28 protein-coding genes are annotated in these 24,066 nt (G+C 70.2%); 10 read left to right on the forward strand and 18 right to left on the reverse strand.

Translation table 11 applies throughout. The annotated features are described in order from the left end of the window. Positions 1-94: 94 nt before the first annotated feature. On the reverse strand, positions 95-334 hold the full coding sequence (locus tag ACZ4VA_RS37185; RefSeq protein WP_468084277.1) for a hypothetical protein: 240 nt from the start codon (positions 332-334) through the stop codon (positions 95-97). Positions 335-525: 191 nt separating this feature from the next. Between ACZ4VA_RS37185 and ACZ4VA_RS37190 the strand changes: the two genes are divergently transcribed. After that, complete coding sequence (locus tag ACZ4VA_RS37190; protein ID WP_468084279.1) at positions 526-693, forward strand: hypothetical protein; 168 nt, start codon at positions 526-528, stop codon at positions 691-693. Positions 694-715: 22 nt separating this feature from the next. On the opposite strand, the gene ACZ4VA_RS37195 is transcribed toward ACZ4VA_RS37190, so the two are convergent. From ACZ4VA_RS37195 to ACZ4VA_RS37270, 16 genes are all read right to left on the reverse strand, one after another. Continuing rightward, on the reverse strand, positions 716-1,270 hold the full coding sequence (locus ACZ4VA_RS37195) for a DUF6197 family protein (RefSeq protein WP_468084281.1): 555 nt from the start codon (positions 1,268-1,270) through the stop codon (positions 716-718). 13 nt (positions 1,271-1,283) lie between these two features. Next, positions 1,284-1,472 carry a hypothetical protein gene (locus tag ACZ4VA_RS37200; protein WP_468084283.1) on the reverse strand — a complete coding sequence of 63 codons (189 nt, stop codon included), beginning with the start codon at positions 1,470-1,472 and terminating at the stop codon, positions 1,284-1,286. Between the two features lie 109 nt (positions 1,473-1,581). Beyond that, on the reverse strand, positions 1,582-4,035 hold the full coding sequence (locus ACZ4VA_RS37205) for a type IV secretory system conjugative DNA transfer family protein (RefSeq protein ID WP_468084285.1): 2,454 nt from the start codon (positions 4,033-4,035) through the stop codon (positions 1,582-1,584). A gap of 202 nt (positions 4,036-4,237) precedes the next feature. Further along, on the reverse strand, positions 4,238-4,642 hold the full coding sequence (locus tag ACZ4VA_RS37210; RefSeq protein WP_468084287.1) for a hypothetical protein: 405 nt from the start codon (positions 4,640-4,642) through the stop codon (positions 4,238-4,240). 12 nt (positions 4,643-4,654) lie between these two features. Next, positions 4,655-6,742 (reverse strand): hypothetical protein, encoded by a 2,088-nt coding sequence (locus tag ACZ4VA_RS37215; protein WP_468084289.1) that lies wholly within the window; start codon positions 6,740-6,742, stop codon positions 4,655-4,657. Between the two features lie 121 nt (positions 6,743-6,863). Then, complete coding sequence (locus ACZ4VA_RS37220) at positions 6,864-7,070, reverse strand: hypothetical protein (RefSeq protein WP_030976758.1); 207 nt, start codon at positions 7,068-7,070, stop codon at positions 6,864-6,866. A gap of 11 nt (positions 7,071-7,081) precedes the next feature. After that, the gene (locus ACZ4VA_RS37225) at positions 7,082-7,582 is read right to left on the reverse strand and encodes a hypothetical protein (protein WP_468084291.1); all 501 of its coding nucleotides are present in this window, start codon (positions 7,580-7,582) and stop codon (positions 7,082-7,084) included. A 124-nt stretch (positions 7,583-7,706) separates the two neighbouring features. Further along, the gene (locus ACZ4VA_RS37230; protein ID WP_468084293.1) at positions 7,707-9,905 is read right to left on the reverse strand and encodes a hypothetical protein; all 2,199 of its coding nucleotides are present in this window, start codon (positions 9,903-9,905) and stop codon (positions 7,707-7,709) included. Positions 9,906-10,022: 117 nt separating this feature from the next. Next, positions 10,023-10,604, reverse strand: coding sequence for a DUF6197 family protein (locus tag ACZ4VA_RS37235; RefSeq protein ID WP_468084295.1), 582 nt, complete (start codon positions 10,602-10,604; stop codon positions 10,023-10,025). A gap of 158 nt (positions 10,605-10,762) precedes the next feature. Next, positions 10,763-10,954, reverse strand: coding sequence for a DUF5999 family protein (locus ACZ4VA_RS37240; RefSeq protein ID WP_468084367.1), 192 nt, complete (start codon positions 10,952-10,954; stop codon positions 10,763-10,765). An 85-nt stretch (positions 10,955-11,039) separates the two neighbouring features. Next, the gene (locus ACZ4VA_RS37245; RefSeq protein ID WP_468084297.1) at positions 11,040-11,210 is read right to left on the reverse strand and encodes a hypothetical protein; all 171 of its coding nucleotides are present in this window, start codon (positions 11,208-11,210) and stop codon (positions 11,040-11,042) included. After that, positions 11,203-11,397 carry a hypothetical protein gene (locus ACZ4VA_RS37250; RefSeq protein ID WP_468084299.1) on the reverse strand — a complete coding sequence of 65 codons (195 nt, stop codon included), beginning with the start codon at positions 11,395-11,397 and terminating at the stop codon, positions 11,203-11,205. Before ACZ4VA_RS37250 ends, ACZ4VA_RS37245 begins: the two co-directional genes overlap by 8 nt. Before the next feature lie 6 nt (positions 11,398-11,403). After that, positions 11,404-11,784 carry a hypothetical protein gene (locus ACZ4VA_RS37255; protein ID WP_468084301.1) on the reverse strand — a complete coding sequence of 127 codons (381 nt, stop codon included), beginning with the start codon at positions 11,782-11,784 and terminating at the stop codon, positions 11,404-11,406. Between the two features lie 143 nt (positions 11,785-11,927). Continuing rightward, positions 11,928-12,305 carry a hypothetical protein gene (locus ACZ4VA_RS37260; protein ID WP_468084303.1) on the reverse strand — a complete coding sequence of 126 codons (378 nt, stop codon included), beginning with the start codon at positions 12,303-12,305 and terminating at the stop codon, positions 11,928-11,930. 180 nt (positions 12,306-12,485) lie between these two features. Beyond that, positions 12,486-12,662 (reverse strand): hypothetical protein, encoded by a 177-nt coding sequence (locus ACZ4VA_RS37265; RefSeq protein ID WP_468084305.1) that lies wholly within the window; start codon positions 12,660-12,662, stop codon positions 12,486-12,488. A 241-nt stretch (positions 12,663-12,903) separates the two neighbouring features. After that, a complete protein-coding gene (locus ACZ4VA_RS37270) occupies positions 12,904-13,749 on the reverse strand; it encodes a hypothetical protein (RefSeq protein WP_468084307.1) in 846 nt (281 codons plus the stop codon). A 431-nt stretch (positions 13,750-14,180) separates the two neighbouring features. Here ACZ4VA_RS37270 and ACZ4VA_RS37275 point away from each other — a divergent pair, with 431 nt between their 5' ends. The 3 genes from ACZ4VA_RS37275 to ACZ4VA_RS37285 all read left to right on the forward strand — a co-directional run bounded on the left by ACZ4VA_RS37275 (position 14,181) and on the right by ACZ4VA_RS37285 (position 16,715). Then, positions 14,181-14,933: a GntR family transcriptional regulator gene (locus tag ACZ4VA_RS37275; protein WP_468084309.1), complete on the forward strand. Its 753-nt coding sequence runs from the start codon at positions 14,181-14,183 to the stop codon at positions 14,931-14,933. A 181-nt stretch (positions 14,934-15,114) separates the two neighbouring features. Beyond that, on the forward strand, positions 15,115-16,149 hold the full coding sequence (locus ACZ4VA_RS37280) for a P-loop nucleotide/nucleoside kinase family protein (protein ID WP_468084311.1): 1,035 nt from the start codon (positions 15,115-15,117) through the stop codon (positions 16,147-16,149). Further along, positions 16,146-16,715 (forward strand): phosphotransferase-like protein, encoded by a 570-nt coding sequence (locus tag ACZ4VA_RS37285; protein WP_468084313.1) that lies wholly within the window; start codon positions 16,146-16,148, stop codon positions 16,713-16,715. Before ACZ4VA_RS37280 ends, ACZ4VA_RS37285 begins: the two co-directional genes overlap by 4 nt. A gap of 7 nt (positions 16,716-16,722) precedes the next feature. On the opposite strand, the gene ACZ4VA_RS37290 is transcribed toward ACZ4VA_RS37285, so the two are convergent. Continuing rightward, entirely contained in the window at positions 16,723-17,562 is an 840-nt protein-coding gene (locus ACZ4VA_RS37290; protein ID WP_468084315.1) for an NAD(P)-dependent oxidoreductase, read from the reverse strand. A 136-nt stretch (positions 17,563-17,698) separates the two neighbouring features. Between ACZ4VA_RS37290 and ACZ4VA_RS37295 the strand changes: the two genes are divergently transcribed. The 6 genes from ACZ4VA_RS37295 to ACZ4VA_RS37320 all read left to right on the forward strand — a co-directional run bounded on the left by ACZ4VA_RS37295 (position 17,699) and on the right by ACZ4VA_RS37320 (position 24,041). After that, on the forward strand, positions 17,699-17,977 hold the full coding sequence (locus tag ACZ4VA_RS37295; protein ID WP_468084317.1) for a helix-turn-helix domain-containing protein: 279 nt from the start codon (positions 17,699-17,701) through the stop codon (positions 17,975-17,977). Between the two features lie 270 nt (positions 17,978-18,247). Beyond that, positions 18,248-18,610: a hypothetical protein gene (locus ACZ4VA_RS37300; RefSeq protein WP_468084319.1), complete on the forward strand. Its 363-nt coding sequence runs from the start codon at positions 18,248-18,250 to the stop codon at positions 18,608-18,610. Positions 18,611-18,612: 2 nt separating this feature from the next. Beyond that, a complete protein-coding gene (locus ACZ4VA_RS37305) occupies positions 18,613-20,265 on the forward strand; it encodes a hypothetical protein (RefSeq protein ID WP_468084321.1) in 1,653 nt (550 codons plus the stop codon). An 83-nt stretch (positions 20,266-20,348) separates the two neighbouring features. Beyond that, complete coding sequence (dnaB, locus tag ACZ4VA_RS37310) at positions 20,349-21,743, forward strand: replicative DNA helicase (protein ID WP_468084323.1); 1,395 nt, start codon at positions 20,349-20,351, stop codon at positions 21,741-21,743. A gap of 20 nt (positions 21,744-21,763) precedes the next feature. Next, positions 21,764-23,371, forward strand: a complete 1,608-nt coding sequence (locus ACZ4VA_RS37315; RefSeq protein ID WP_468084325.1) for a helix-turn-helix domain-containing protein — start codon at positions 21,764-21,766, stop codon at positions 23,369-23,371. Between the two features lie 97 nt (positions 23,372-23,468). Further along, positions 23,469-24,041, forward strand: a complete 573-nt coding sequence (locus tag ACZ4VA_RS37320; protein WP_468084327.1) for a transcriptional regulator — start codon at positions 23,469-23,471, stop codon at positions 24,039-24,041. Positions 24,042-24,066: the final 25 nt, after the last annotated feature.

The raw sequence follows: 24,066 nt of genomic DNA on the forward strand, positions 1-24,066 counted from the left end.
CACGAGTGATCTCCTCCAGTCGTCGGTGGACAGCGCTGCACCCCGCCGACGTCGTGCTGGTGTCGGCGGGGTGCAGCGGGTGGTGCGGCTGGGTTTATGCGGCGAGGCCGTGGGCCGTGCGCGTGGGGTGCTTGCCGGGCGTGGCCGGCGCTGGGGTGGTGTGGCCAGGCCGGGGCGTCTCCGGCTGCTGCTCAGGGGCGCCGTGTAGGTGGGTGCCAATCCAGTAGCCGATCAGCAGCCCGGTGACGCCGAGAACCTTGTGACGGTTGGCCTTCCACCAGGTCGGTGCCGGGGGTTCGGTGAGTACTCCTATGACGGTCGGGGCTTTCGCCAAGACGGGATCTCCTTCTCTCGCGGGCGGGGTGGTGCGTGAGCCTGTCCGGCCCTCGCGGCGGGGATGGCCATGGGCCGGGCAGGGCGGCAAGGGGTGTCGAGTCAGCGTTGAAGCGTGCTGGAATCGGTGGGTCTGCCGTTGGGTTTCCGGGCATGCTGGCCGGCAGGGGCGAGGCAGTGGGGAGGGCGTTCGTGGACTTCGTCTTCGTGTGCGGCTGGTGCGGTACCGAGTGCGTGGTGTGGGGCGAGCCTGTCGTCTCGTGGTGGGCGCAGAAGTACCAGGTGCCGGACGAATTCGAGTGCTGGAACTGCGGTGGGGAGAGCACGAGTCCGCCTCCGCCCTGGACACCAGCCGACTAGCTGTCGTAGGGGGAGCGGGGCTTTACAGACCGCGGGCTTGGGCGAGGCCGGCGGCTTGGTCGATCATCCGCAGCGGGATCCGGCCTGTGCCGTGGGCATCGTTGAAGGCGGGCACGGATTCGACGTGGTCGCCGAAGCGGCGGCGGATGGCGTCCAGTACGACGGCTGCGGCGTCGGCCTCCAGGCCGCGGTTGCCGCCGGCCTCCTTACGGATGGCGCCGATCAGGCAGACCGCGCCGGATTCGTCAGTCAGTGCCCCCGCGCACCAGCCATCGGCTTCCATCCGGGCACGGGCCCGCTCGAGGAGAGCGGCCACCGGGGTGGCGGGGAGCTGCGGTGGCTGAAGGGTCGGCGTGAGCGGCACGGTGATGACATTGGCGAGGTCGACGGGGTCGGTGTGAATGTGCGCGGTGCGCACCTCGTGGGCGACGGCGGCCTCTTCCAGGCGGAGGGTCATGGCCGCCTCTGCCGCGGCCAGCCGGGCGTCCAGGCTCAGCCGGTCCCGGTCGCCGGGTGCTGCTGCCGGGGGCGTCTGGGCGAGCGGGGCAGCGGGTGCGGTGTGCAGCGAGGCGGCCATGGTGGTGCTCCCGTCAGTGCACGGACACGAGGCTGGCGGCAGCGGCCAGGGCCTGCGTGATCGCGGGGGCCAGACCGGTGGAGGCGAGGCAGAAACCCAGGCTGGTGCAGGCGAGGGCAGACCCGATACCGAGGGCGCGCTGCCGCAGCAGCACGACCACGACGACGGCCAGGAACAGCACGGCGGACACAGAAACGATCACAGGGGATTCCTTCCATGGGGCAGGGCGGGAGGGTGTAGCCCGGACGGATGCCTTGCGGGGTTGCCGGATCCCCTGGCGGTGACCAGGGGATCCAGCAACGGGGGGAGGGTCAGTCGTCGGCGGCGAGGGCGAAGTCGGCGCGCAGTTCCCGCAGGATGTCGTCCTGTGCGTCCGGTCGGACCAGGACGTCGCGGGCCTTGGCGCCGTCGGCGGGGCCGACGATGCCGCGCTCTTCCAGGGCCTCCATCAGGCGCCCGGCGAGGTCGAAGCCGACGCGCAGCTTGCGCTGCACCATGGACTGGGACCCGAACTGGCTGCTGATGATGAGGCTGGCGGCCTCCACCACCAGGGCGCCGTCCACGCCGTCCGGCGCCTGGCCGGCGGCAAGCTGCCCGGTCTCCGGGATGGCAACGCCCGTGTTGTTGCCGGCGGGTGCGTACACGCCGTGGTCGACCTGGTGCAGGCGGCCGTCGGCGACCAGGTCGCTCAGCGTGTTGCGGACGGTGCCGGGGGCGGCGTCGATCACCTCTCGGATCTCTTTGGCGGTCATCTGCCGGTCGACGGCGGCCAGCACCTTGTCCTTGACCGTGGTCTTCTGCTTCTTCTGCGCGGGCAGTGGCGGCGGTGTGAACGAGCCGACGCCGCTGAACGCCGGTGTGCCACCGTCGCCGTCCTTGTCGTTCCCGGAGGGCGGCGGCATGGTCCAGTCGTGCCACAGGCCCAGCTCGGTCAGAGCGTCGATCTCCCGGGCGGTGAGGCAGTTGATGGAGCCGTCCTCGGGGAAGATCTCGTTCAGTCCGTCGGGTGAGCCGTCCTTGGGCAGGTGGACGTACAGGCTGCGCATCATGGTCGCGCCGGACCCGGTGACGGTGTGGCCGACGCCCTGGGTGGGCTCGCCGGGCACGTCGTCGGTCGCGCCGTGCATCCGGTCCATCAGGGACATGGAGGCGTTGAACCGGTCGGGAATGTCGGCGAGGTCGACGTCCCCGGCGAGTCCGCCGGTGGCCTGCCGGGCGGCGATGCCGCCGGAGGAGCCGGCGATGCGCAGCACCACTCCGATGCCGCCCTGCACCTGGTCGCGCAGGGATGCTTCGCCGCCGAGCTTGGACAGGTTGAGGGACTGGCCGGCGAAGACGATGCCGATGCCGAATTTGCGGCCCTCGCGGGCGAGGACGTCGGTCATGTGGGCGATCTCATCGCCCAGGGCATCGTCGCCGACGAGGGAGTTGAACTCATCGAGGACCAGGACCAGGCCCGGGTAGGGCGAGTGGGCGGAGAAGTCGTGGCCGACTTCGGCGTTGATCTGGCCGCGGATGTCCATCAGCGCGATGGCGGCCTTGAGCATCCACCAGGTGAAAATCGCGCCGGCGTTCTGCCGGTCAATGTGGCGCCCGACGGCGCTCATCTGCGCGTCGGGGCGGGCGGAGGTCACCCAGGTCGCCAGGCCCGCCAGGGCCCATGCCGCGCACATCAGCGCGAGTGCCACGGTCTTCCCGGAGCCGGTGACACCGACCAGGAAGCCGTGCAGCGTGCCGGCTGCGGACTGCATGTGCACCTTGGCGTCGGATCCGTCGTGGGCGGTGCCGATGGTGTAGCGGCCGTAGGCGTCCAGGGTGAGCAGCTCGCGGGTGGCGCGGCGGGACGCCTTGAGCGGCGCCGACTCGTACAGCGTCACCAGGGCTTCGCGGCCGCGGGCTTCCGCGACCAGGCGCAGCTCTTCGGGTTCCACTCCGAACGCACTGCAGAGCTGGGCGTGGTTGATGCGGGCGAGTTCGCCGCCGTCGACCTGCGCGAGGACCATGCCCCGTGCGGGGAGGTCACCGAGTGCGGGGAACTGCTCTACCCGGACGATCTGACTGCCGGGGATCGCGCCGCCGGGCCGGGCAACCTTCTCCGCCCACATGTCTTCGATGCTGCCGCCGCCCCGGCGGGTGGTCGGGGCGACGGTGAGCCGCACACGGCCCGGTCCGGTGCCGGGGATTTCGTCGATGGCGACGCAGGCGGCGGGCACGCCGAACGCGGCGGCTGCGGCGATCAGGTCGATACGCGGCACGGGCTTTCCGGCAGGGGCGACAACGTGGGCGGTGAAGTCCGGGTGGGCGGCGTCGATTGTCTGCTCGATGTTCTCCAGCCACGTGTCGGGGGCGACTTCGGCCGTGTCCCACAGGCGCATGATCAGGCCCCGGAAGCCGGGCGGGTAGGCGGCCGTCGTGTCGGCCGGCGGGGTCCAGGTGGAGCGGGTGATGGGCAGCGCGGCCGTCATGGCGGTGCCCCAGCCGAGCGCGGCCACCGGCTCCCACCACGGGCGGCCGGGCACGATCGCGGCGGCGGCGTAGACGGCGCCGCCGGTGACCGGGCCCAGGGCCCGCTGCGCGGTGCGGATCGTGCGGCGGAAGTCACGCGTCTTCACCTTGCGGTAGAGCCACCACACGCAGCTGCCGCTGATCGCGGTGGCGGTGGCGTGAGCGGGCAGCGACTCCATGGAGGGCACGTAGGCGAGGGCGGCAGCGGACGCCCCGTAAGCGGCCATCTCGGCCTTGGCGCGCATCGGCATCTTGCTCATCGGTCGGATTCCTTCCGGGCTTGCTGAGGGGTGGTCCGCTGGTCGTGCTGGACGCTGTGCCGCCCACGGAGGGCGGTACGGCGTCCGGCGAGGCCAGTGAGAAGGGGGCCGACCGTGGCCGGCCCGCTGTGGGGTGAATGCATGCGCCGGGGGCCGCCTCCGGTGTACGGATGCGGCCCCCGGGTGGCGTGTCGAGTGAGGGTCAGAGCGGCCGGTAGAAACCGGGTTTGGCCTGCCTGACTCCGGATGCGGTGGCGGCGGCGTGAATGCCTCCGTACTCGGCCTGGTGCTCGCTTTTGAGGTGCCCGGCGGCGGTGTGCATCTGGTCGGCGGCGCCCATCAGCCGCTTGCAGCCCCCGACGACCCTGCCGAACGCCTCGCCGATGTCGGCGACGGCAGCGACATGGACGTCGTCGACCTGAGCGGCCGCACACAGGTCGGCGACCGTGACGGCGGCGTCGGCGTTGGCACGCATGCTCTGTGCCAGACGCTCTGCTTCCTCGAGCAGCCCCGCTGCGGCGTGCTGCAGGGCGGTGAACTTGGCGACCAGCGCGACGTAGCCGTTGTTGGCGCCGTCCGCGCCGACGGCGGGTGCGATCTGCCCCATCGGGGTCTCCCTTTAGTTCTCGTTGTGGATACGGGCGCTGGGCGCGGCGAGGCCGGCGTCCGCTGTCGCGTCCTGAACGGGCCGGTAGTCCCGAGCCATCGCCGTTTCCTCCGCCTCGGAGAGTTCCGCAGCGTCCAGCGCGGCCCGGGACATGCGCTCGGCTCCCGCGACCAGCTGCGCCACGCTCTCCATCAGCACCGATACGGCGCGCAGGGTGCGCGGGCCCGCGACGTTGTGCACGGCGATCAGGTCCTGCGCCATCAACTCCAGTTCGCTCAGCAGCTGGCGGGCCTGCCTGGCCAGTTCCGCGCATTCGTCGTGGGTTTCCATGCCGGCGGTGGTCAGCACGGTGAGAGCCTTCAGAGCCTTGTCGAGGTTGATGTCGGTGGCGTGCTGGGGGGACAGGCCGCCCGGTGACGAGACCGCCGCTGTCACGGGCGTCGGGGCACTGCCGGTCCTCGTGGGGACAGGGGGCATAGGGATGGGTTCCTTTCTGCGGGTGGTGCCGGGCCGGTGCCCAGCGGGACGCTGCGGGGCGCGGGGCAGGGCGGCGGCGCCCTGCTTGGGCAGTGCTTGCTGCCCCGGGCCGATCGCGGTGGGCTCCCAGCGTTTGGCGTGCGCGCCGGGCGGGTCGACCTGTTCCACGGTGATGGTCACCGGGCTTTCGGGGCTCTGGTCGAAGGGGGAGCTGCGCGGCTGGCCGTAGGTGTGCGGGCCGGCCGCGCCGGCTTCCGCGGCCCGGTCCTGATCTGTTTGGGCGCCGCTGGCCTTGGGTTGTTGGCGTGTGCCGTCCTGGTCGGCGTCGCGGGTGCGGTTCTTACGGTGTCGGCGGGAGCCGCCGCCTGCCGTCCAGGTGCTGCGGCGCTTCTTCCAGCGGTCGTTGACGGCCTCCCACGCGGCGTCCTTCAGATGCACCCGGTCGTTGGCGGTGCTGTCGGATCCGGCCGTGGTGCCGACCGTGGGCGGCTTGCCGTGGCCACTGTTGGGCGGCGTACCGTCCGTGGACCGGCGGGGCTTGACGCGGCCCCCGGCACCGACACGGTTCTTCAGGTCGTCCCAGAACGTCGGCCCGCCCTTGACCGGGCCGCGACCCCCCGCGCCTTTAGTGCCCGTGCCTCCACTGGACGTCTTCGGGCCCTTGCCGACGCCCGAACCGCCGGAACTGCCGGAGCCGGGGGGCTTCTTGCCTTTGCCCCACCAGTCGGCGACGGCCTGACGAGGGGAGCGGCGCCCGCCGCCGCCCGAGGCGCCGCCACGACCGCCGCCCGTACCGCCGGCGCCGCGGGTGCCGTTTTTACCGGTGTTCCCCGTGCCGTCCTTTCGGGTCCGCGGGCCGTCCTTTCGGATCCGCGGGCCGCCGTTTCGGTCCGGGGAGCCGCCGTTCCGGTTGCCCGTCGCGCCGTTTCGGACGGGCCCCGTTCCACTGCCGGATGAGCCGAGGTTGGACCGCCCGTTCGGCACCCTGCCGCCACCAGCCCCGCGGCCGCCGACACCGTGCGAACGCCCCTGCGCAGAGCCGCTGTACGGCCCGGCGCGGCCCGCTCCGGACCTACCCGAACCGACGCCGCCACCGCCCCGCCCCGGGCCACCTGAGCCGCGCCCGAAGGCGCTACGGCCATATTCGTGGCTGGAGGGGACCTTGCGGGCCCGGGCGTTCTCTTTGTCGGCCTCGGCACCGAGCCGGGCGGCGTCCGCGCGGGCTTTGGCGGCGAGCAGCTCCATCTCCCGCTCATGCTTGGCCGCCTCGGCGCGGCGGGGGCCGGACTCCCGGAGCCAGGTCTGCAGGCCCTCGAACGCGGCCAGTGCGATGGCGAGGATCGCCGCGAGCGACAGCGCGCCCGTGCGAGGCGGGAAACCGTTCGGGTCCGGTACGGCGGGGTCCAGGCCGTCGCTGCGCAGGGCCGCCGGAACGCTGCTCGCAGTGCTCGGTGCGTGGGGTACTGCGGGCGCGTCGAACACGGAAATTCGAACAGTCGCGGGTGCTGTGTCGGGTGCCGCCGGCCGCTCATCGAGGGATGGCGGGGGCGGCGCGGGCGGGGGCGGCGGGGAGCCGATCCGGGGCATCTGAAGCACGTTGTCCGGGCCGTCGTCGTGGGACACGCGCCCTCCTCTCCTGGTGACTGCTGGTGAGGGGAGGGGGCCGCCTCGTACGCGTACGCGTACGCGTGGTTGGGACCCCCGTCAACCCCCATTTCGGCGGTGATGATGATGACGATGACGATTACTGGCAGTGATCCCGGTAGAGGCGTTCCAGCTCCGCCGACAGCGCGTTGAACGTCGCGTGATCGCCGGTCCGCTTCACCTTCTGGAGAGCGGAAATCTTCACCAGGTCGAGCCAGGCCCGGAAGAACTCCTCCGGGCCCTTCTCGCCTGCCGCGCGGGCCTGTTCGAATCGGGCGTTCCAGTGGGCCGCCTTCTTCGGAGACATCGCAGCAGCCATCAAGCACCCCGCTGCTGCTTACCGAAGTAGTCGCCCAGCAGCTTCGGCGCACCCGCCGGCGCGTCGCCTCCCTCACCCGGGGCGAGCCGCTGGAGGGTGGCCTGCGCACTGTTGTGGGCGGCAGCCCCGACCTGCTGCTTGCGCTGCGCCTTGCGCAGGGCCTTGTCCTCGCGGCGCCGCATGACGACCTCGGGCTGGGTCTCTTCGTACGCGGCGACCGTGCCGTTGATGGCTTTGGCGGCCTGCCGCATGGCGCGGGCGGCGTCCCGCAGCGGCTTGACCCGCTTGCGGGCCCGGGCCGCAGCCGAGATACCCCACGGCAGGTCACCGTCCAGGCGGCGGGCCTTGAGGTCAGCCTGAACGGCGTCGGCCAGGGCCTCGTAGGTCTGCGCGTCGGTCAGCAGCGATCCGCGGTGCTGGGCCTGCCAGCCCTCACGCTGTCCGGGCAGCGCCAGTGCCTGCACGCCCGTGGTGACGCGAGTGGCAATGTCCTTGCTCATCAGGGGTTTTCTCCTCGGGGTGTAGGGGTGGTGTACTGGGATTTGGGACTGCTTCCGGCAGTCGCAGCGAGGGCCAGCCCGCTTGTCTCGGGCTGGCCCTCACTGGCGTGTGCCGGACGGCGGCTCACTTCAGGTACTTGTCCGCGTCCTCGGGACGCAGCAGGCCGGCCTGGGAAAGCAGCCGGACCGCGCGGGGCTGGTTGACGCTGAGCTTGGTGCGGGCCTGGTAGAGGGTGACGAAGCCGTCCTCGTCACGCGGCAGGTTCTGTACGAGCGGCAGGAGTTCAGCGTCCGTCCGTACAGGCGTACCGGGACGCTCCGCGCCTGCTGTACCGCTGGTTCCGGTTGCAGGAGCGGACGCGGCGGCCGTACCTGTACGGGCACCCGGAACTCCTTCGCCGCCGGACTGTGTACGGACGCTGACCGTGCCGGTACGCGCCTGTACGGCCGCACTCGCCGTACCGGTACGTCCCGCAGCCGCTGCACGTGTACGCGCCGCCCCGTCAGGGGCGGTGTGTACACCGTCTGTACGGTCGCTGTACGGCCTGGTCACCGCCGCTTCGGTCCCGCCCTCGTGCGGCGGGTGGGGGGCGGCGTGTACAGGGTCTGTACCGTCCCGTCCGAGGCCCGTTCCGTCCGGCCGTACCGAGCCGTGAGCGGCGTACAGGTCGCGGCTGGCGGCCCCTGTACGGCTGGACGAAGTGCCGTCCGTGCCGTCTGTGCGCCGGTGCGTACCTGTACGGGCGGGCGTTCCGTTTCCGCTGTCCGTACCGGTACGGCTGCCCGCAGCAGCCGTACTGCCGTGGCCGTTCGTACCGTCGTCGTGCATGAGCGTGTGGACGCGCCAGATGACGGCCACGAAGATCAGCACGACGAACGTCGTCAGCTGCCACGGCGCCGAATGACCCTGCTTCACGATGTGGGCCTGCTCGGACAGGTGGTACGTCACGTTCGCCGACGCCATCAGCAGCAGCGCGTAGGGGATGTCCTTCTTGGCCCGGAACGCGGTGACGCAGTAGACGTCGATGCTGACCGGCAGCAGCGGGGCGACGTACCGGTTGATGCCGACCATGCGGGCCAGCTCGTACTCGCCGGAGGCGGCGAGCCCGACGCCGGCGGCGAGCGCGATCCACGGGGCGGTCTTCCACGCCTTGCGGCTGAGGTTCTGCTGCCAGCCCCTGAAGCGGGAGTTGGCCCGCTTCGCCTCCCGGGCCTCATCGAGCAGCCGGCGGGCGCGGGCCTCATCCGCCTGCGCCCGCTCGGTGATGCCCTTCGCCTTGCGCTCCGCCTCCGTGGTGATGCGGGCGGCCTCCTTCTGGGCTGCCTCCCGCAGCTGCACCGCGACGGTCTTGGCTTCCTCCCGCAGCCGCTCGCGCTGCTTGTCGCACGCCTGCTTAAGCCCGTCGAGTTCGTCGGCGAGGGCCTTGCGCTTGGTCGCGGCCTCCGTGTCGAACTGGTCAGTGAGCTCGCGCAGCTTCTCGCGCAGCTCGGTACAGGCCTGCTCCGCCTCGGTGTGCGCGGCGGCAACATGAGCGTCGGCCTCACGGCGCCGATCGTCGGCGGCCTTGACCGCGTCCGCGTACAGCGCCTCCGCCTCCGCGCGGCGGCCGTCGTACTGCTCAGCGGCCGTCGCTGCGAGCTGGGCGAACCGCTCGCGGGCCTGGTCAACCTCCCGCTGCGCCGCGGCCACCAGTTCGTCGGCCTGCTCCTGGGCGCGGGCGAGGATCTGCCCGGCCTCGATGCGGCGCTGGTCAACCAGAGCCGCGATCTCGGTGAGATCGGCTTCCGCCAGGCGGCGCAGCTCGGCAACAGCCGTGGCCGTCGCCTCACGGTCGGTGGCCGCCAGCTCGGTGAGGTCTCTGACCTGCGCGCGAGCCTCTGCCACCAGGGTCTCGGCACGGTTGCGGGCCTCCGCCAAGAGCCGGTCGGCCTCGCCGCGCGCCGTCTCCAGGTCGTTCTTCGCCGCCGCCCGCTGAGCGGTGGCCTCCTGGTCGGCGTCGGCAGTGATGCCCGCGGCGCGGGTCTGCGCCTCGGTCATCAGCACGCTGACCTGCCTATGCGTGTCGGCGACGGTGTGCGCGGCCGCCGTCTCCGCTTCCGCCTGGAGGAGGGCGGCCTGCTCGCGCGCCGTGTCGATGACGTCGGCGGCCCGATCCCGGGCATCCGCGACACGGACAAGCGCCTCGAGGTCCGCCTCCGTCGTCGCGGCCAGGGCCGGAGACGCGGCGGGGGTGGTGGAGGCGGTGGGCTGCGGAGCCGGACGGGATGCCGCCGGCTTCTTGCGGGCGGTGGGCCTCTTGTTGCGGGTTCGAGTGGCGGCCACGCCGCCTCCTTCCAGATCGGGTGCCGCCCTCGCGGGGTGGCGCTGTCTCACATGTGTTGAGCTGCCGGGGCGGCCGCCACGGTGTGGTCGGCCGTCCCGATGTGTGCTGTAGGCGGGTCAGGCCGTCTGCTGCTCGGACCGGGGGGTCCCGGGGCCGTAGGTGCGGGCGAACCGGGCGCCGGCGGTCAGCAGCGCGGTGACGTCCGCGTGGGTGCGGTGCTGACGCTCCGACCACGGCGTGGCGTGGGCGGAGTAGGACCCGGTGTGGGTCTGGATGACTCGGTCCAGCACGTAGCCCGCCACGTAGGCGGTGTCCTTGTCGCCGTGTCCGCCGTCCTCGCCGACGTGGCGTAGGGCGGTGGCTAGGGTCCGCTGCGGGTCGATGTCGCTCTCGTCGCGGACGAAGCGGATCAGTGCCCGGAGCATCGCCTTGACCGTCATGGAGTCGTCGTCGGGGAGGTCCGCGCCGCCGGTTGACCAGTCCTTGCCGTAGTTGTAGGCGCGGATCCAGCCGTCCTTGTCGAGCAGGGCGATGGTGGCCTCCAGGTGGCGGGCCACGGCCTCGCCGGAGGATTCCTCGCCAGATGGGCCGATCCACATCCGCTGGTAGGAGTCGGCGGCGAGTTCGGCCGCCTTGCTCAGCGTCACGTCGGAGAACACCGCAGCAGCGGGGGCGGGGGTGGTTGTGGTCTCGGGCATGCAAGCCTCATCTCAGGGTTCGTTGGGTCTGGGCTGTCCGGCTCCCCTGGACGCCGCCCGGACCGACCACCGCTTGGGGGCGCGGGGGTTGGGCCGGGCGGGTCAGGCAGCCGACAGAGGTGGCGGTGTCGGGCTGGGACAGTGGCTTGGGGGGCAGGTCAGGCGACGACGGCGAGGTGTCGGCGCGGGGCGACGATCTGGCCGTCGGGCAGCAGCTCGCCGGTGTCCTCGAAGAGGACGACGCCGTTACACAAAACCGACCAGCCCTGTTCGTAGTGGGCGGCCACGACGTGTGCGGCTTCCCGGTCGGGGCTGTCGGCCGACGGGCAGTGCGGGGTGTGCCTGCACAGGGAGTCCGGCAGACGCTGCTCCGTGCCGGAGGTGTCGAGCGCGGTGGTGACGGTGCTTAGTGCCATGGGCTTTCTCCTGTCGTGGTCAGCGCTTCTTCTGCCGCTGGAGGTAGGCGTCTTGCAGGCGCGCGAACGCCTCGTAGAGGCGGGCGCCGGTTTGGCAGTGCGTGCGGTCGGTGCAGGTGGAGCAGCCGCCTCGGTGTGCGCGCCAGGTGCGTTCGGAGGCGAGGTAGCGGGTGTAGAGGTCGTCAGCCACGCGGCGGCCGGCCTTTCGTGCTGGGGTGGAGGTCGTTTACGTGGTGGCCGGCCTCCCAGGCCGCGGTCGCGGCCACTGCGGCGGCGGCCAGCAGCAGCCGGGCCCACGGGTGGGAGGGGCCGACCATGCGGGCGGCCCGGGCGGCGCGGTGCTGCGCCGTGCGGGCCGCCCGTATGAGGTGCGCCATCCAGAGTCAGCGGGCGATGTTGGCGCAGGCACCGCACGTCCAGGCGGTGACCGGGGCGGGCCCGGCGCCGGTGACGCCGAACCAGCCGCCGCAGGTGTCGCACTGCCAGCCGCCGGAGCCGGTCACCGGGACGCTCGCCGTAGCGGGAGCAGCGAAACCGGGCGGGCAGTCGGCGCCAGTGCAGTTCCACCGCCCGCACAGCCCGCACGCGTCGTTAGCCATGCGGGCCTGCATGTCGGCGAGGGTGCGCGGGGCGCGACGCTCGTAGGGGATGCGGGCGTCCTGCTCGCGCACCATGCGCAGCAGGTGCTCGCCGAGCCGGCGTTCGGCGTCGGTACGGACGCGGGCTGCCGGGCGGGGTGCGGGGCGTGTCATGATCTCGGGCACAGGGACTCCTACTGGTTCCTGTAAAAGACAGCCCCGGAGCTCTCACCTTCCGGGGCTGTCGCCTTCTGGCTGGCCGGACGGCCAGCCACGGCCCGGCTCCCACCTCACCGGTGCGGGGGTGGGAGCCGGGCCGTGGCGGATCGTCAGGCAGCAGGCGTGTAGGCCGATGTCGCGGCCCGCACCAGGTGGTCCGAGTGCTCCACCCACACCGTCCCGACCACGAATGGCTGGCCGTCGGGGCGCAGGGTGTCGCGGACGATGAGCGCCCACCGCGCGGAGTCGCGGCGCAGCAGCTGCGCCGCTTCGACCGGGTCGGTGATGAGCGCCAGGACCTCGAAGCGGCCGTCGATGTTCTGGTAGATGGCGCCCGGGTGCCGGGGGCCGATCTCCTCCGCGACGGACTGCTGAGGGTGGGGGCGGCTGGTGGAGGGGGCGGGCTGGCGTCCGTCCCGCTCGTGCGGGGTCGGCCGCATCGGGAGCTGGGGGCTGGCGGCCTCAAGGGGAAATGCGATGCTGGGCATGCAGGTCGGGCCTTTCGTGAGGGTGGGCCTGCGACAAGAACCCCCAGGGGCGCATCCCTGGGGGTTCGTCGCGTTCGGAACCGCCGCAACCGGCGGGAGAGTGCGTCCTGCGCACTCCGCCGGCCACCGGACCCCCACACGAGGCGGGGCACGGTCGACGGCGGGCAGCGCAGGCTGCGGTCAGTCGTGGGGGCGGCGCAGCTGGTCGTTGATGGCGTGGATGCGATCCGCGACCTCGGCTCGCTCGGCTCGTGATAGGACGCAGGCGATCAACTGCCGGTGGGCGGCTGCCAGCTGGTCGGTCAGGCGCTGCTCGGGGGTGCGGGGGTCCGCAGGCACGGGCACAGGCTTGGGCATGGCGGTGTCCTTTCCACATCGGGGGGCTGCTGTACGAGCAGCCGGTCCCGGCCACCTCACGAGGTGGCCGGGACCGTGGTCGTTCCTTCCGGGTGAGTGGCGATCAGTTGTTCTGGTCAGGCTCGGTGTCATCCGGCTGTGCCATGAACTGTTCGTATTCCTCCTGGTCCATGGCCTCGTACCGGGCGCACATCTCCTCAAGGGTGATGCCGTCGTCCATCAGTCCTCCCGGCTCGATCTATCAGTGCTGAGTCGCTGCCCGCGAAGCGGCCGGGGCCTTGCGGGCGTACTGCCTGCCCAGTTCGGCCTGCCGCCGGTCGTGCGCCTCCACGTCCTGTGGCATCACCGGGACTGCCGGACCCTGGGTCGGGGCGTCGTGATCGGGGATCTGCGAGCGGCGGGTGTCGGTACGGGACACCCGGGAGTCCACCCGGCGCCACTGCTGGGCGCGCGGGATGGACGGTGCGGCAGCCGCCCGCAGCGCGCTCTCGTGCTGCTCGTGAGCCACTCGCACGGCGCCGTCGGTGTGGCCCATGCAGATCTCCAGCTCGCGGCCGACGGGGCAGCGGGTCCGTCCGGTCCGGCACACCTCGCAGCTGCCACGGTGCTCATTCACGGCTGCCCGGGCCCGGGCCTGCGCCGCCAGCAGGCGGCTACTCGGTGCGGGCACGGAGGCCAGCCGGTGCACCGGCGTCGGCACGACACCGGGCTTCTTCGGCAGAACCTTGGTCTTGCGGCGGGCAACTGCGGTTGCGGCACCCTCGGTCCACCCAGTGCGCCAGTCCTCGATCGCGATGTCGATGTCGACGCGGCGGTTGCTCCCAGAGCAACGGTGAGGCTTCTCGGTGCGGGACCTGGCGGATTCAACGTGGTGCGGTACGAGCTTCGGGGTGCCCAGTACGCCGGTGATCGGCGTCCAGCGCTCGCAGTTGGGGCACACGAGGTGTTCCCGGCCCGGCGTCAGGTCGATCTCTACGAGCGGAAGCTTGGAAGCGACGATCGCCGGCAGCGGGCTGATAGTCCGGGTGCGGGGCTTGCGGCGGCGCTTACGGGCCGTCGGCTCTTTGGTCGCGAGAGTCTCGGACAAAGGGAGTCTCCTTTACAGCGGAGGGGCGGGGCTGCGTCGCGGGTGTGCTCTCCGGCCGCCAGGTGCACAACCGAGGTCGGAGTCCTGGCTGATCGGACAGCGCATCAGCGCTGCGACGTGCTGTAGGAGGCATCCGGCCAGGTGACCGGCCCAGGGGATTTGATGGAGCTATCGACCCTGGCCCTCCCCTTTCGGGGAAGTGCGTCCTGCGTACTGCAGGTGGTGCCCCCTTCGTCGCCCTACGTGAGTAGGCCGACCGGAGCGCCTACCTCGCTAACGAGGTGCCCTTAGTAGAACTCTCCGCGCTAGCGATGTCAAGTAGTACGTTAGCGAGGTATGATTCGCGTCGCGGCTCCGGCGCGGATCCAGGCAGACCAGCCGAGGCCTCGGTAGCAACCAGCCGTACGATCGCTAGCGAGGTAGGGAGACGAATGCCTAGGGAGACGAGCCCAGTGCGGCCGAAGTACCAGAGGATTGCCGACGACCTGAAGTCAAAGATTGAGACTGGGCAGTACGCCCCGGGCGATCGGCTGCCAGGCGAATCGGCACTCGCGGAGCAGTACAGCGTCGCCCCGCTGACAGCCCGCCAAGCGCTGAAGATCCTGCGAACGGAAGGGCTTGTCGAGACGAAGAGGGGTGCCGGCGCTCGAGTCTTGTCCTTCCGCCCGATCCGCCGTCACGGAATTCAACGGCTCGCCCGCTCGCAATGGGGCGCTGGGCGGTCGATCTGGTCCGCAGATGAAGAACGCCCGGTCACCATCGACGTGCGCGTGGACACGGCGACAGCACCTAGCCACATCGCCGGGATGCTGAACATCGCGGAAGACGGGCTTGTATGTGCCCGTTCGCGAAGGTTCGTCCTGGATGACCGCCCCGTCATGCTCGCCACCTCGTACCTGCCATTCCATCTCGTGGAAGGCACGGCCATCACTCGGGTGGACACCGGTGAAGGTGGTACCTACGCCCGACTCTCCGAGATCGGCCACGCGCCAGCACACTTCCGAGAAGAGATCCGCTGTCGGCTTCCCACTGCCAAAGAGGCTGAAGGTTTGGAGATGCCCCTGGAGAGGCCAGTCATCAAGCTCTGCCGTACAGCGTTCGACGCCGACGGCAGCGCGGTCGAGGTAAACGAGATGACGCTTGATAGCGCCGCGTACGTCCTGGATTACGCGTTCGACGCTTGAGGACTTCAACTGGCTCACGGTGACTCCCCTTCGACGGCTCGTCTTGTGTGGGTCATCACACTGTTCCTAGCTTCAAAGCAACATCACGAAGGCTTGTAGAGATCCGTACACGGGCTCATACACGGGTTCTCAACATCTGCGTACACACGGAAAAGTGGGAGCCAGCTTTAGGCTCCGGATCATGACGACGGAGGCTCAGACGGTGGGGAAACACCACGTTGGGTGGCGGCCCGATATGTTGCGCGAGCAGCGTGAGGCCCACGGCCTGACCCTGGAGAAAGCTGGCGAGCGGCTGCGGGAGGTCGCCGAACAGGCGCAACTGCGGGGGATTCCTGCTGCGAATCCTCAGACCTTGTGGCAGCACGAGCAAGGGGAGGTCTATCCAGGTCCTCACTACCGGCGCGCCTACTGCCTCCTTTACCGGGCGACCGAACCCGATCTTGGCTTCCGTGCTGCTTTGCCTGGGGAGGAGACCTCTTTCAAGCTGACGCCGACTGAGGACCGTCTCAACGGGGCCCACGTTCTGGCAGTTGAGCGGGCGATCCACCGCATCTCGCCAGGAGCTGAGGATGCTGGGCACGTCGCTTTGCAGCAGCGGATCATCGACGCGTGGAAGCGCCGACACACCGGTGGCGATCCGCACCGTCCAGTCCTGATCCTGGTCGGCGGGTTCGCAGGTTCCGGGAAGACGGAGCTCGCCCGCTTCTTCGTTCAGCTCACTGGCTGGCCGCTGCTCGACAAGGACCCGCTGACCCGGCCTCTCGTGGAGCGTCTGTTGGTGGCACTCGGCGGCGATCCAAATGACCGGCACACGGAGCTCTATCGGGAGCGTGTCCGATCGCTGGAGTACGACTGCCTCATGCAGTCGGCTATGGCCAATATCAAGTGCGGAATTAGCACGGTTCTGTCGGCGCCGTTCATCTCCGAGATGACCGATCCCGACTGGATGCAGCGTCTGTCCAACCGGGCCGCCTCTATGGGCGTCGATGTTTTCCCTGTATGGGTGCGTTGCGATGAGGAGTCGATGCGCGAGTACATCACTTTCCGCTCTGCAGCCCGGGACGCCTGGAAGCTGGCGCGGTGGGACGAGTACATGGCGACGATCGACCTGGAGCTACGCCCAGCGGTGCCGCATCTGGTCGTTGACAACCGGCTGGGGACCGCGGTGACGCTCGCGGATCAGGCTCGGCAGGCGATGGGGGCGATGTACACATGAGCCCGAACCGCGGGGTGATCCTGTACGGCCCGCCTGCGTCGGGCAAGGACACCGTCACCGCCGCGCTCACCGCGCTGAACTCGCGGTACGCGCAGTTCGCGCGGCTCAAGGTCGGGGAGGGCAAGTCGGCCGGCTACCGGATGGGCACAGCGCAGCAGCTGTACGAGTTGGAGGCTGCGGGTGACGTCGTCTACGCGAACTCCCGGTACGGCAACACGTACGCGATCGATCGGCCCGGCCTCGACGCGGCCTTCGCGGCCGGGGTGCCCGTGGTGCATCTCGGGCAGGTCGACGGCATCCGGGCGCTGGTGGGCGGCTACCCGGCCGACTGGTCGGTGGTGCTGCTGTGGTGCCCGCGTGAGGTGACCGAGCAGCGGTCGGCGGGGCGCGGCGACAGCGACACGGCAGCGCGCCTGACGGCGTGGGATGCGACCCGCGAAGACCTGGACGCGCACCCGGGTACGACCTGGGACCTGACCGTGGACACCACGGCGGCGGGCCCGCAGGACGCGGCTCGACTCATCGACCAGCTGCTGGCGCAGCGGGCGGGAGCGGCGACGGCATGAGCACGGGCTACGGCTGGGCGAGTCGGTCCAAGGCGTCGGTGAGCGTGAGCGAGCTGTCGTCCTTGGCGTCGTGCCACCGTGCCAACGTGGACGCGGCGGCGCGCAGCATCTCCGGCGGAAGGCCGGCGGCCGCGAGCGCGTCGGCGGCTTCCTCCAGTTCCGGGCCCCAGCGCCAAGCGCGTGCCGCGGTTTTGGCGACGTACTGCGGCTCGGACAGATACGAGTCGGTGCGCTTCGAGGCGACCTCAAGGAGCTCCTGGTCGACGCCGTACTCACGCGCCATCCCGACTGCGAGCGCCACCAGCACCCGGCTGGTCTTTTGGAATGAGGCGTACGACAGCTTCAGCGCGGACGCCTTCCCGACCTCCGTGCCTAGCATCACCGTTCGGACCGCGGTGCCCTGGAACAGCGCCTCCATACGCGCGGTCGCGTTGACCGGGCCGGATAGATACAGGGTCGGCGTCTTGTCCCCGACCGGCGGGGAGCCGACGATGCTGCCGTCCACGACGGTCGCGTTCGCTTCGAGCCGTGCTGCGATCCGCTGCGCTCGTTCGGGGTTGATGGCGTTCGCCTCCACATACATCCCAGCGAAGCGGTGCCCGGCAACGTCGCGGGCCAGGTCCTCAGCCGCGGCCGGCGGGCAGAGGCTGAGGACGATATCGCTACGGTCCAACAGTTCCGCCACGGAAACGGTTGGCTCTAGGCCGTACCTTTCCGCACGAGCGATGCTGGCCGGGCTACGTCCAGCTGGGCACCACAGCACCGTTGCTGCGTTCGTCGCGGCGCACGCAGCAACGGCAGCGCCCATGCTCCCGGGGTGGAGGATGCCCATTGTCGGCTGGCCCACAGAGCAACTCCTCTTTGTTGAAGGTGACGGCGCCGTACGCGACGTCGTTGAGTTCCCATTCAACACGCCGTCAACTTCACCATTCCGAGTCACGAGTTGTGTAAAGTTGCGGATCAAGCTAAGTGAGGGGGAAGGGATGTCTGAGCTACTCGATGCCGTTGATGCGTTGTTGACGCGACCGGCTCTTCTGCCATCACCTGAGGTGCGCGCGCGCCTGCGCAAGGCCGATGGGTTGACGCAGGAGGAGGTCGCCCAGGTCTTCGGCGTCTCGCGCGTCTCGTTCAACCGGTGGGAGGTTGGCGCTGCCCGGCCGCGCCAGCGTCACCTACAGGCTTACGTCCGCCTTCTCCAAGGCTGGGCACACAAGCACCCCGAGGCGGCAACACTCTCGGAGCCGATTCGAGAAGCAGGCTAAGGAGACCGATGCTCGCCCAAGCCCCCTAGAAATGCCGAAGCGGCCCCTCCGTCGCCACAACGGAAAGACCGCTTCACAGCATTCGACTCAGCCCTACCAAAGCCCTGAGTCGTGAGCAGCGAGGTGACCTCGTCTGCCGGGTGATACCCGTAGGCCCAAGGGCCTGCGTGGTCACCTATACCCAGAGTATGCGCAGTACATTGCGCAACGCCACTACTCCGGGACCCTGATAGGTCACATCCGCTGGTTGCGGCTCCCCGACCTGGGGAGATGACCCAGTTGCACAGCCAGCACAACCCGTTCGACTCGTCTCCATCCGACGACTTTGACTTCGGAGACGACACTCTTTTCACCGTTGCCCACGAGCCGCCGGCCGAGGGCGGTATCCGCATCACGCTTGAAGAGTTCTCGCTGTGTGGGCCGGAGCCGCTTCGCTTGGTGGTGCTGCTGGCCTTCCGGGCCTGCGAGCAGGACGGGCGGCCCCGCCACGCGGACGCTCTCTGGTCGGGCCTGACCGAGCGGGCGATGCGCGGGGATGACGGGCTGCCGGTCCGTCTGGCTGACGTACGTCGCGCCATGGACTTCTTGCTCACCGAAGGCGTCGTCACGCTGGACTCGGACGGTGTCCGGTGAAGATGACTGACGCGGAGTTCTCGTCTTCGACCATTCAGCGGGCCTGGGAGCCCCCTGAGGAGGTCGTCGTCCCCTACGCCCTTGCGCATCACCCGGTATTGCAGCCGGAGGACTACGGGGTTCTGATCCGGCTGTTGCTGCGGGATCCAGGCAAGCCCGCCGCGACGGCGAAGCTGGCTGCGGAGTTCCAGGCGTCGGGCTGGAAGATGGGCGATTCCCGGCTGCGAGGGGTCATGGCCCGCCTGAAGAAGGCCGGCCATGTCCGTCATGAACGCGACGGTTACGACCCCGCCACAGGGCGCCCTGCGTGGGCCTTTGCGGTCTACCGCAACCCCACTAACAACCCCGATCACGTGAGCAACGACGCGGACGCTGCGTCGCAGGTCAGAGCGATGCGTTGGAATCCAACGGATCGGGCCCCGGACCCCCGTTCCGACGCGTTGGAATCCAACGTCTGTGCAGGTCAGAGCGATCCGTTGAAATCCAACGCGCCGGAATCCGATCCGTTGGAATCCGACGCGTTGGAATCCAACGTCTGTGCAGGTCAGAGCGATCCGTTGAAATCCAACGCGTCGGCGGTCCTCCCCCCCACTCCCCCCCTCTCTAGGGAGGAGGATTCCTCCTCCCTGAAGGGTTCCTCCACTGCGGCAGGCGGGGTGCCTGAGCTGGATGAGGTAGCCGTGCGGAAGGCGGGCGAGTTCCTGGCGTTGCTGCCGGGGCGCTGGGCCTGCGGCCGCAAGACGGCCGGGCGGCTGGCGCCACTGCTCGCGGAAGCGGTTGCCGCGCAGGGCTGGTCGCTGGGCCCGGCGCTGGTTGCACAGCTGACACGCCGCACCCGCGGCAAGGTGGACATTGCTGTCGTCTTGCAGGAGCGGATCGAAGATCTGCCCCTGTACCTGGCGAGCCGGGCCCCCGTGCCGGGGGAGGCCCGCGACCGGAGCATGGCCTTGGGGCAGCAGCTGCCGCTCGACGGTGCCGCTGCACGGCCGGGGGAAGCACCCGCAGACGCTTCGGCCCCGAAGCCGGCGGGGGCAAGGTGCGACGTTTCCGATGAGCAGGTGGCGCAGGCCCGGTCCCTGCTGCTGTCGCTTTCGGCCCCCTGGCATGTAGGGCCCGCAGACGCCGATCGTTTGGCGCCGCTGCTCGCCAGCACCGCGCTCGAGCGCGGCTGGCCCTTCGGCGAGGAACTGCGCCAGCAGCTGATGTCGAACCCGGGCGGCGGCAGCAACTACCTGTGGCTGCTGGAACACAAGCGGATCGCGGCGCTGCCGATGCGTACGCGCAAGCCCGCCCCGGGACGTCCGGCCGCACCAGCCGGGATGTGCGAGAGGCATCCAGGCTTCCGAGAGGGCGATTGCAGCGCCTGCATCAAGGCCGCCCGCCAGGCCGCCCGCGCCGCAGCGGTCCCGCCTGGCGCGGAAACGGCTCCTGCTCCCGGCGAAAGCGCGGGGCAGGAGGCGGGTCCGGGTGGAGTGGAGACCGCGGTGCCTGCTGATGTGGTGGCCTACGTCAAAGGACTCGCGGCCGGGGCCGCCGCCGATGATGCTGCGCGCGGTAAGCGGCCACGGCTTACCGCCGCGCAACGTCGGCGGGTGGCGGAAGAGCAGGAGCAGGCTCGCCGCCACGAAGCACACAACGCCGCTTTGAACGCTTGACGGACAAAAGTGCGGGCCGACCCCTGCCAGGGCGGCCCGCGCGGCACCCATCACCAGCCACTACACCGAGCTCAGGAGTGCACATGACCACAGTACCGAGCAGCCGACCCGGCGAGAGTGGGGCCGGTGAGACCGCCCCCGCGAGCGCGCCCACCCGGGCCGCGCATGACGTGGCCGCGGAGCGTTCCGCGCTCGGGGCGGCGATCTTGTCCAAGGACGCCATCGGTGACATCTCCGAGGCCCTGGAACCGCTCAAGGGCTCAGCGTTCTACCTGCCCGTGCACGAGACGATCTGGAACACGATCACCTCGATGTACGCGGCCGGAACCGAGGTCACACTGATCAGCCTCGGACACCAGCTGACCAAGGACGGCGAACTGGCCCGTGTCGGCGGCGAGGTCTACCTGTCCCAGCTCATCGAGTCCTGCCCGAGCACCACGCTGGCCGTCCACGACGCAGAGATCGTCCTGGACCGGGCCAAGCTGCGCCGCCTGCAGCAGACCGGCACCGAGATCGCGCAGATGGCCGCTGCTGGCGAAGGTGACGCCGACGAGATCCTGGACAACGCCTCGAAGGCACTGGCTCAGGTCACCCAGGCCACCGCCAGCGCCGGCACCGGCTACACCGCCATGAACGATCTTTTCCCGGACGTTATCGATGAAATCCAGGCCATCCAGCACGGCGGCACGGAACAGGGCATCTCGACCGGTTTCACCGACCTGGACAACCTCACCAACGGCTTCCTGCCTGGACAGATGATCGTGGTCGCCGCTCGCCCCGCCGTGGGCAAGAGCACCCTGGCCATGGACTTCGTCCGCGCCGCCTCCATCAAAAATCGCCTCAGCTCCGCCGTGTTCAGCCTGGAGATGAGCAAGAGCGAACTCGGCATGCGCATCCTGTCCGCTGAAGCACGCGTGGGTCTGCACCACCTGCGTAGCGGCACCACGACGGCCGAGGACTGGACGCGTATCGCTAACGTCAGCGACAAGGTCAGCACCGCCCCTGTGGTCATCAGTGACGAGCAGGTCAACACCCTCACCCAGATCAAGGCCCTGTGCCGTCGCATCCAACAGAACCGCGGCCTGGACCTGGTCGTCATCGACTACATCCAGCTGCTCGAAAGCGGCGGCCGCCGCGCAGAAAGCCGCCAGCAGGAAGTCTCTGACATCTCCCGCAGCATCAAGCTCCTGGCCAAGGAGCTGCAGGTTCCCGTCATCGCCCTGTCCCAGCTCAACCGCGGCCCCGAGCAGCGCACCGACAAGAAGCCGCTCGTCTCCGACCTGCGCGAGTCCGGCTCCATCGAGCAGGACGCCGACATGGTGATCCTCCTGCACCGCGAAGACGCCTACGACAAGGAGACGCCCCGCGCCGGCGAGGCCGACCTGATCGTTGCCAAGCACCGCAACGGCCCCACCGCCACCGTCACGGTCGCCTTCCAGGGCCACTACAGCCGCTTCGTCGACATGGCCCAGACGTGACCGGCCGGGAAGGACAGACGATGACCGATCACAGCGCGATCGACGCCCTGCTCGCCACTGCCACACCTGAGCGGACCCCGCTGCCGTCTGCCGAAGAACGGCGTCGGCTGCGTGAGGAGCTGCACCTCTCGCGTGCCCAGCTCGCGGCCGCCCTCGGGGTCAGCCCCTCCACGGTCGGGGGGTGGGAGGCGGGCCGGGAGCCGGGCGGTGAGCTGCGGGAGAAGTACGCGTACTTCCTCGAGGGCGCCGCCACCAAGCTGAACGCTGCCGCCGCTGTTGCCGCTCAGGTACCCGGCGACGAACCGACAGGCGCCGACCAGGCCGACGTCCTGGACGACGTTGACGCCCTGGCCGTGCCGCAGCCGTGTGTGCTGTGCGGGCAGCCCGCACGCCACCAGGTGGAAGGGTTCCCCCAACACCTCGACCCCGCCGAATGCGCGGCCGCCGCGCCGGCACCCGCCACCACGTCTGGCGCGGGCCTCGCCAGGCCCATGCCGGACGCTGCGCCTGAGCTGGCTGCGTCTGCGAGGTCTGCCCGGCCTGCGCGGGCCGTGCCGCCGCAGGGGCCCGTGCAGCCTGCGCGGAGCGGCCGGGGCGCCGGGCGTGGTGTGAAGGTCGCGCCGATCGGGCGCCGGGTGCAGGCCGCCGCCGACGTCCCCGATCCGATCGGCTCCGCTGTGGCGGCCGCCCTTGAAGAGCATGGCGGCGACCTGGAGGCGGCGACGGCCGCGCTGGTGAAGCGAGCGATCCCGGACGCGATGGCGTTGCTGGACCACACGCGCAAGGGCGGCCGGTACGACATCGTCGCCCACCCGTGGCTCCCCGACATCCTGCGCAAGGCGTCCGCGCGCGGCGCCGACCAGGTGTGGGAGGCCCGCCCGAAGTGGACCCGCCCCGAGCTCCCGCCCGGCAGGCACGAGGTGACCGCGCTGGACATCAACGGCGCCTACCTGTCCGCCCTCAAGACCCACCTGCCGCTCGGACAGCTCGAACACTCCACCGGCAACGTGCACGACAAGAAGCGCTCGGGCCTGCACCTGATCACCCCGCCCGTGTGGGAGCACGACGCGGTCCTGCCCAACCCTGTCGGCCAGCGCGACGAACCCGGCCCGCTGTGGGTGACCGAACCGACCCTGCGGCTCCTGCAGCGGTTGGCCGGCCCCAAGTACGGACTGTGCGACCCGCCCGAGATCCACGAGTCATGGACGTCTGGTTCCACCGAGGGACTGCTGGAGAAGTTCCGCATCGCTCTCCGGGATGCCCGCGAGAAGGCGATCAGCGAGGGCGATGAGGTGACGCTGGAGTACGTGAAGGCGATGTACTCCAAGTTCGTGTCCACGCTGGGGGAATCGAACTACAACCGCGAGCTCTACCGCACCGACTGGATGCACCTCATCCGCAGCCAGGCCTTCGCCAACCTGTGGATGAAGGCGTTCAACGCCTACGACCAGGGCCTGATGGTGGTCCGAGCCATGGGCACCGACGAACTCCACGTCATCGGCGACTGGCGCGCGGTCTTCCCCGAGGGCCGCGGCGTCACCGAGGTGAAGGTCAAGGACGTCTACACCGTCGGCACCGACACCAGTGATCCACAGCAGCCCGAGAACGCCCCTGACGGGCCCTCCTAGCGACGATTACCGGCCCCGGCATTCCCACGCCGGGGCCGGCAATCGGCCGCCAGAAGCCCGTACAGTGTTCCGCAGACTTGAGGAATCGGAAGAGACCATGCCTGAGCGCAACATCGAGTTCGGGAAGTTCGGGGCCCGCGGCATCAAGGGCCACGAAGCCGTCGCCCGCCAGCTCGACCAACTCGCCGGCTACATCGCCACGCCGATCACGGCCCGCCGCGGCCTGTCAGCCCGGCTCACCTACCTGACCCGCACCGCCCACGCCCGCGCCGCCGCAGCCGCCCTCGGCTTCACCCCGACCAAGGCCCAGCTGAAGGGCTGGCGGGACGGCAGCGTCACCCCGCGCCGCGCCACCCTGGAGAAGATCGAGCAGGTCTACCGCACGGTGCGACGCGAGAACGTCGCCCGCTACCTCCTCGCCCGCCTCAACCGAGAAGGCCGCGGAACCCGGGTGGAGATCCACCCGATCAACCAGTCCCAGGTCGACCGGCCCCGACAGCGCGAGGTGGGCCTGCGCCACATGAACGTGCGCCGCTGGGACCGCATCGTCGCCGCCTGGGCGGCCGGCGCCGACCAGGAGCTGGACGACGCGTGGGTGGAGCAGGTCATCGACCTCGGCTCCCAGTGGGGCCAGTACGAGTACGTCACCAACGTCGGCTTCGCCGCGTAGGCCCCAACGAGCCGCAGCCATCAGC

This window comes from Streptomyces sp. NPDC028308 (assembly GCF_055565855.1).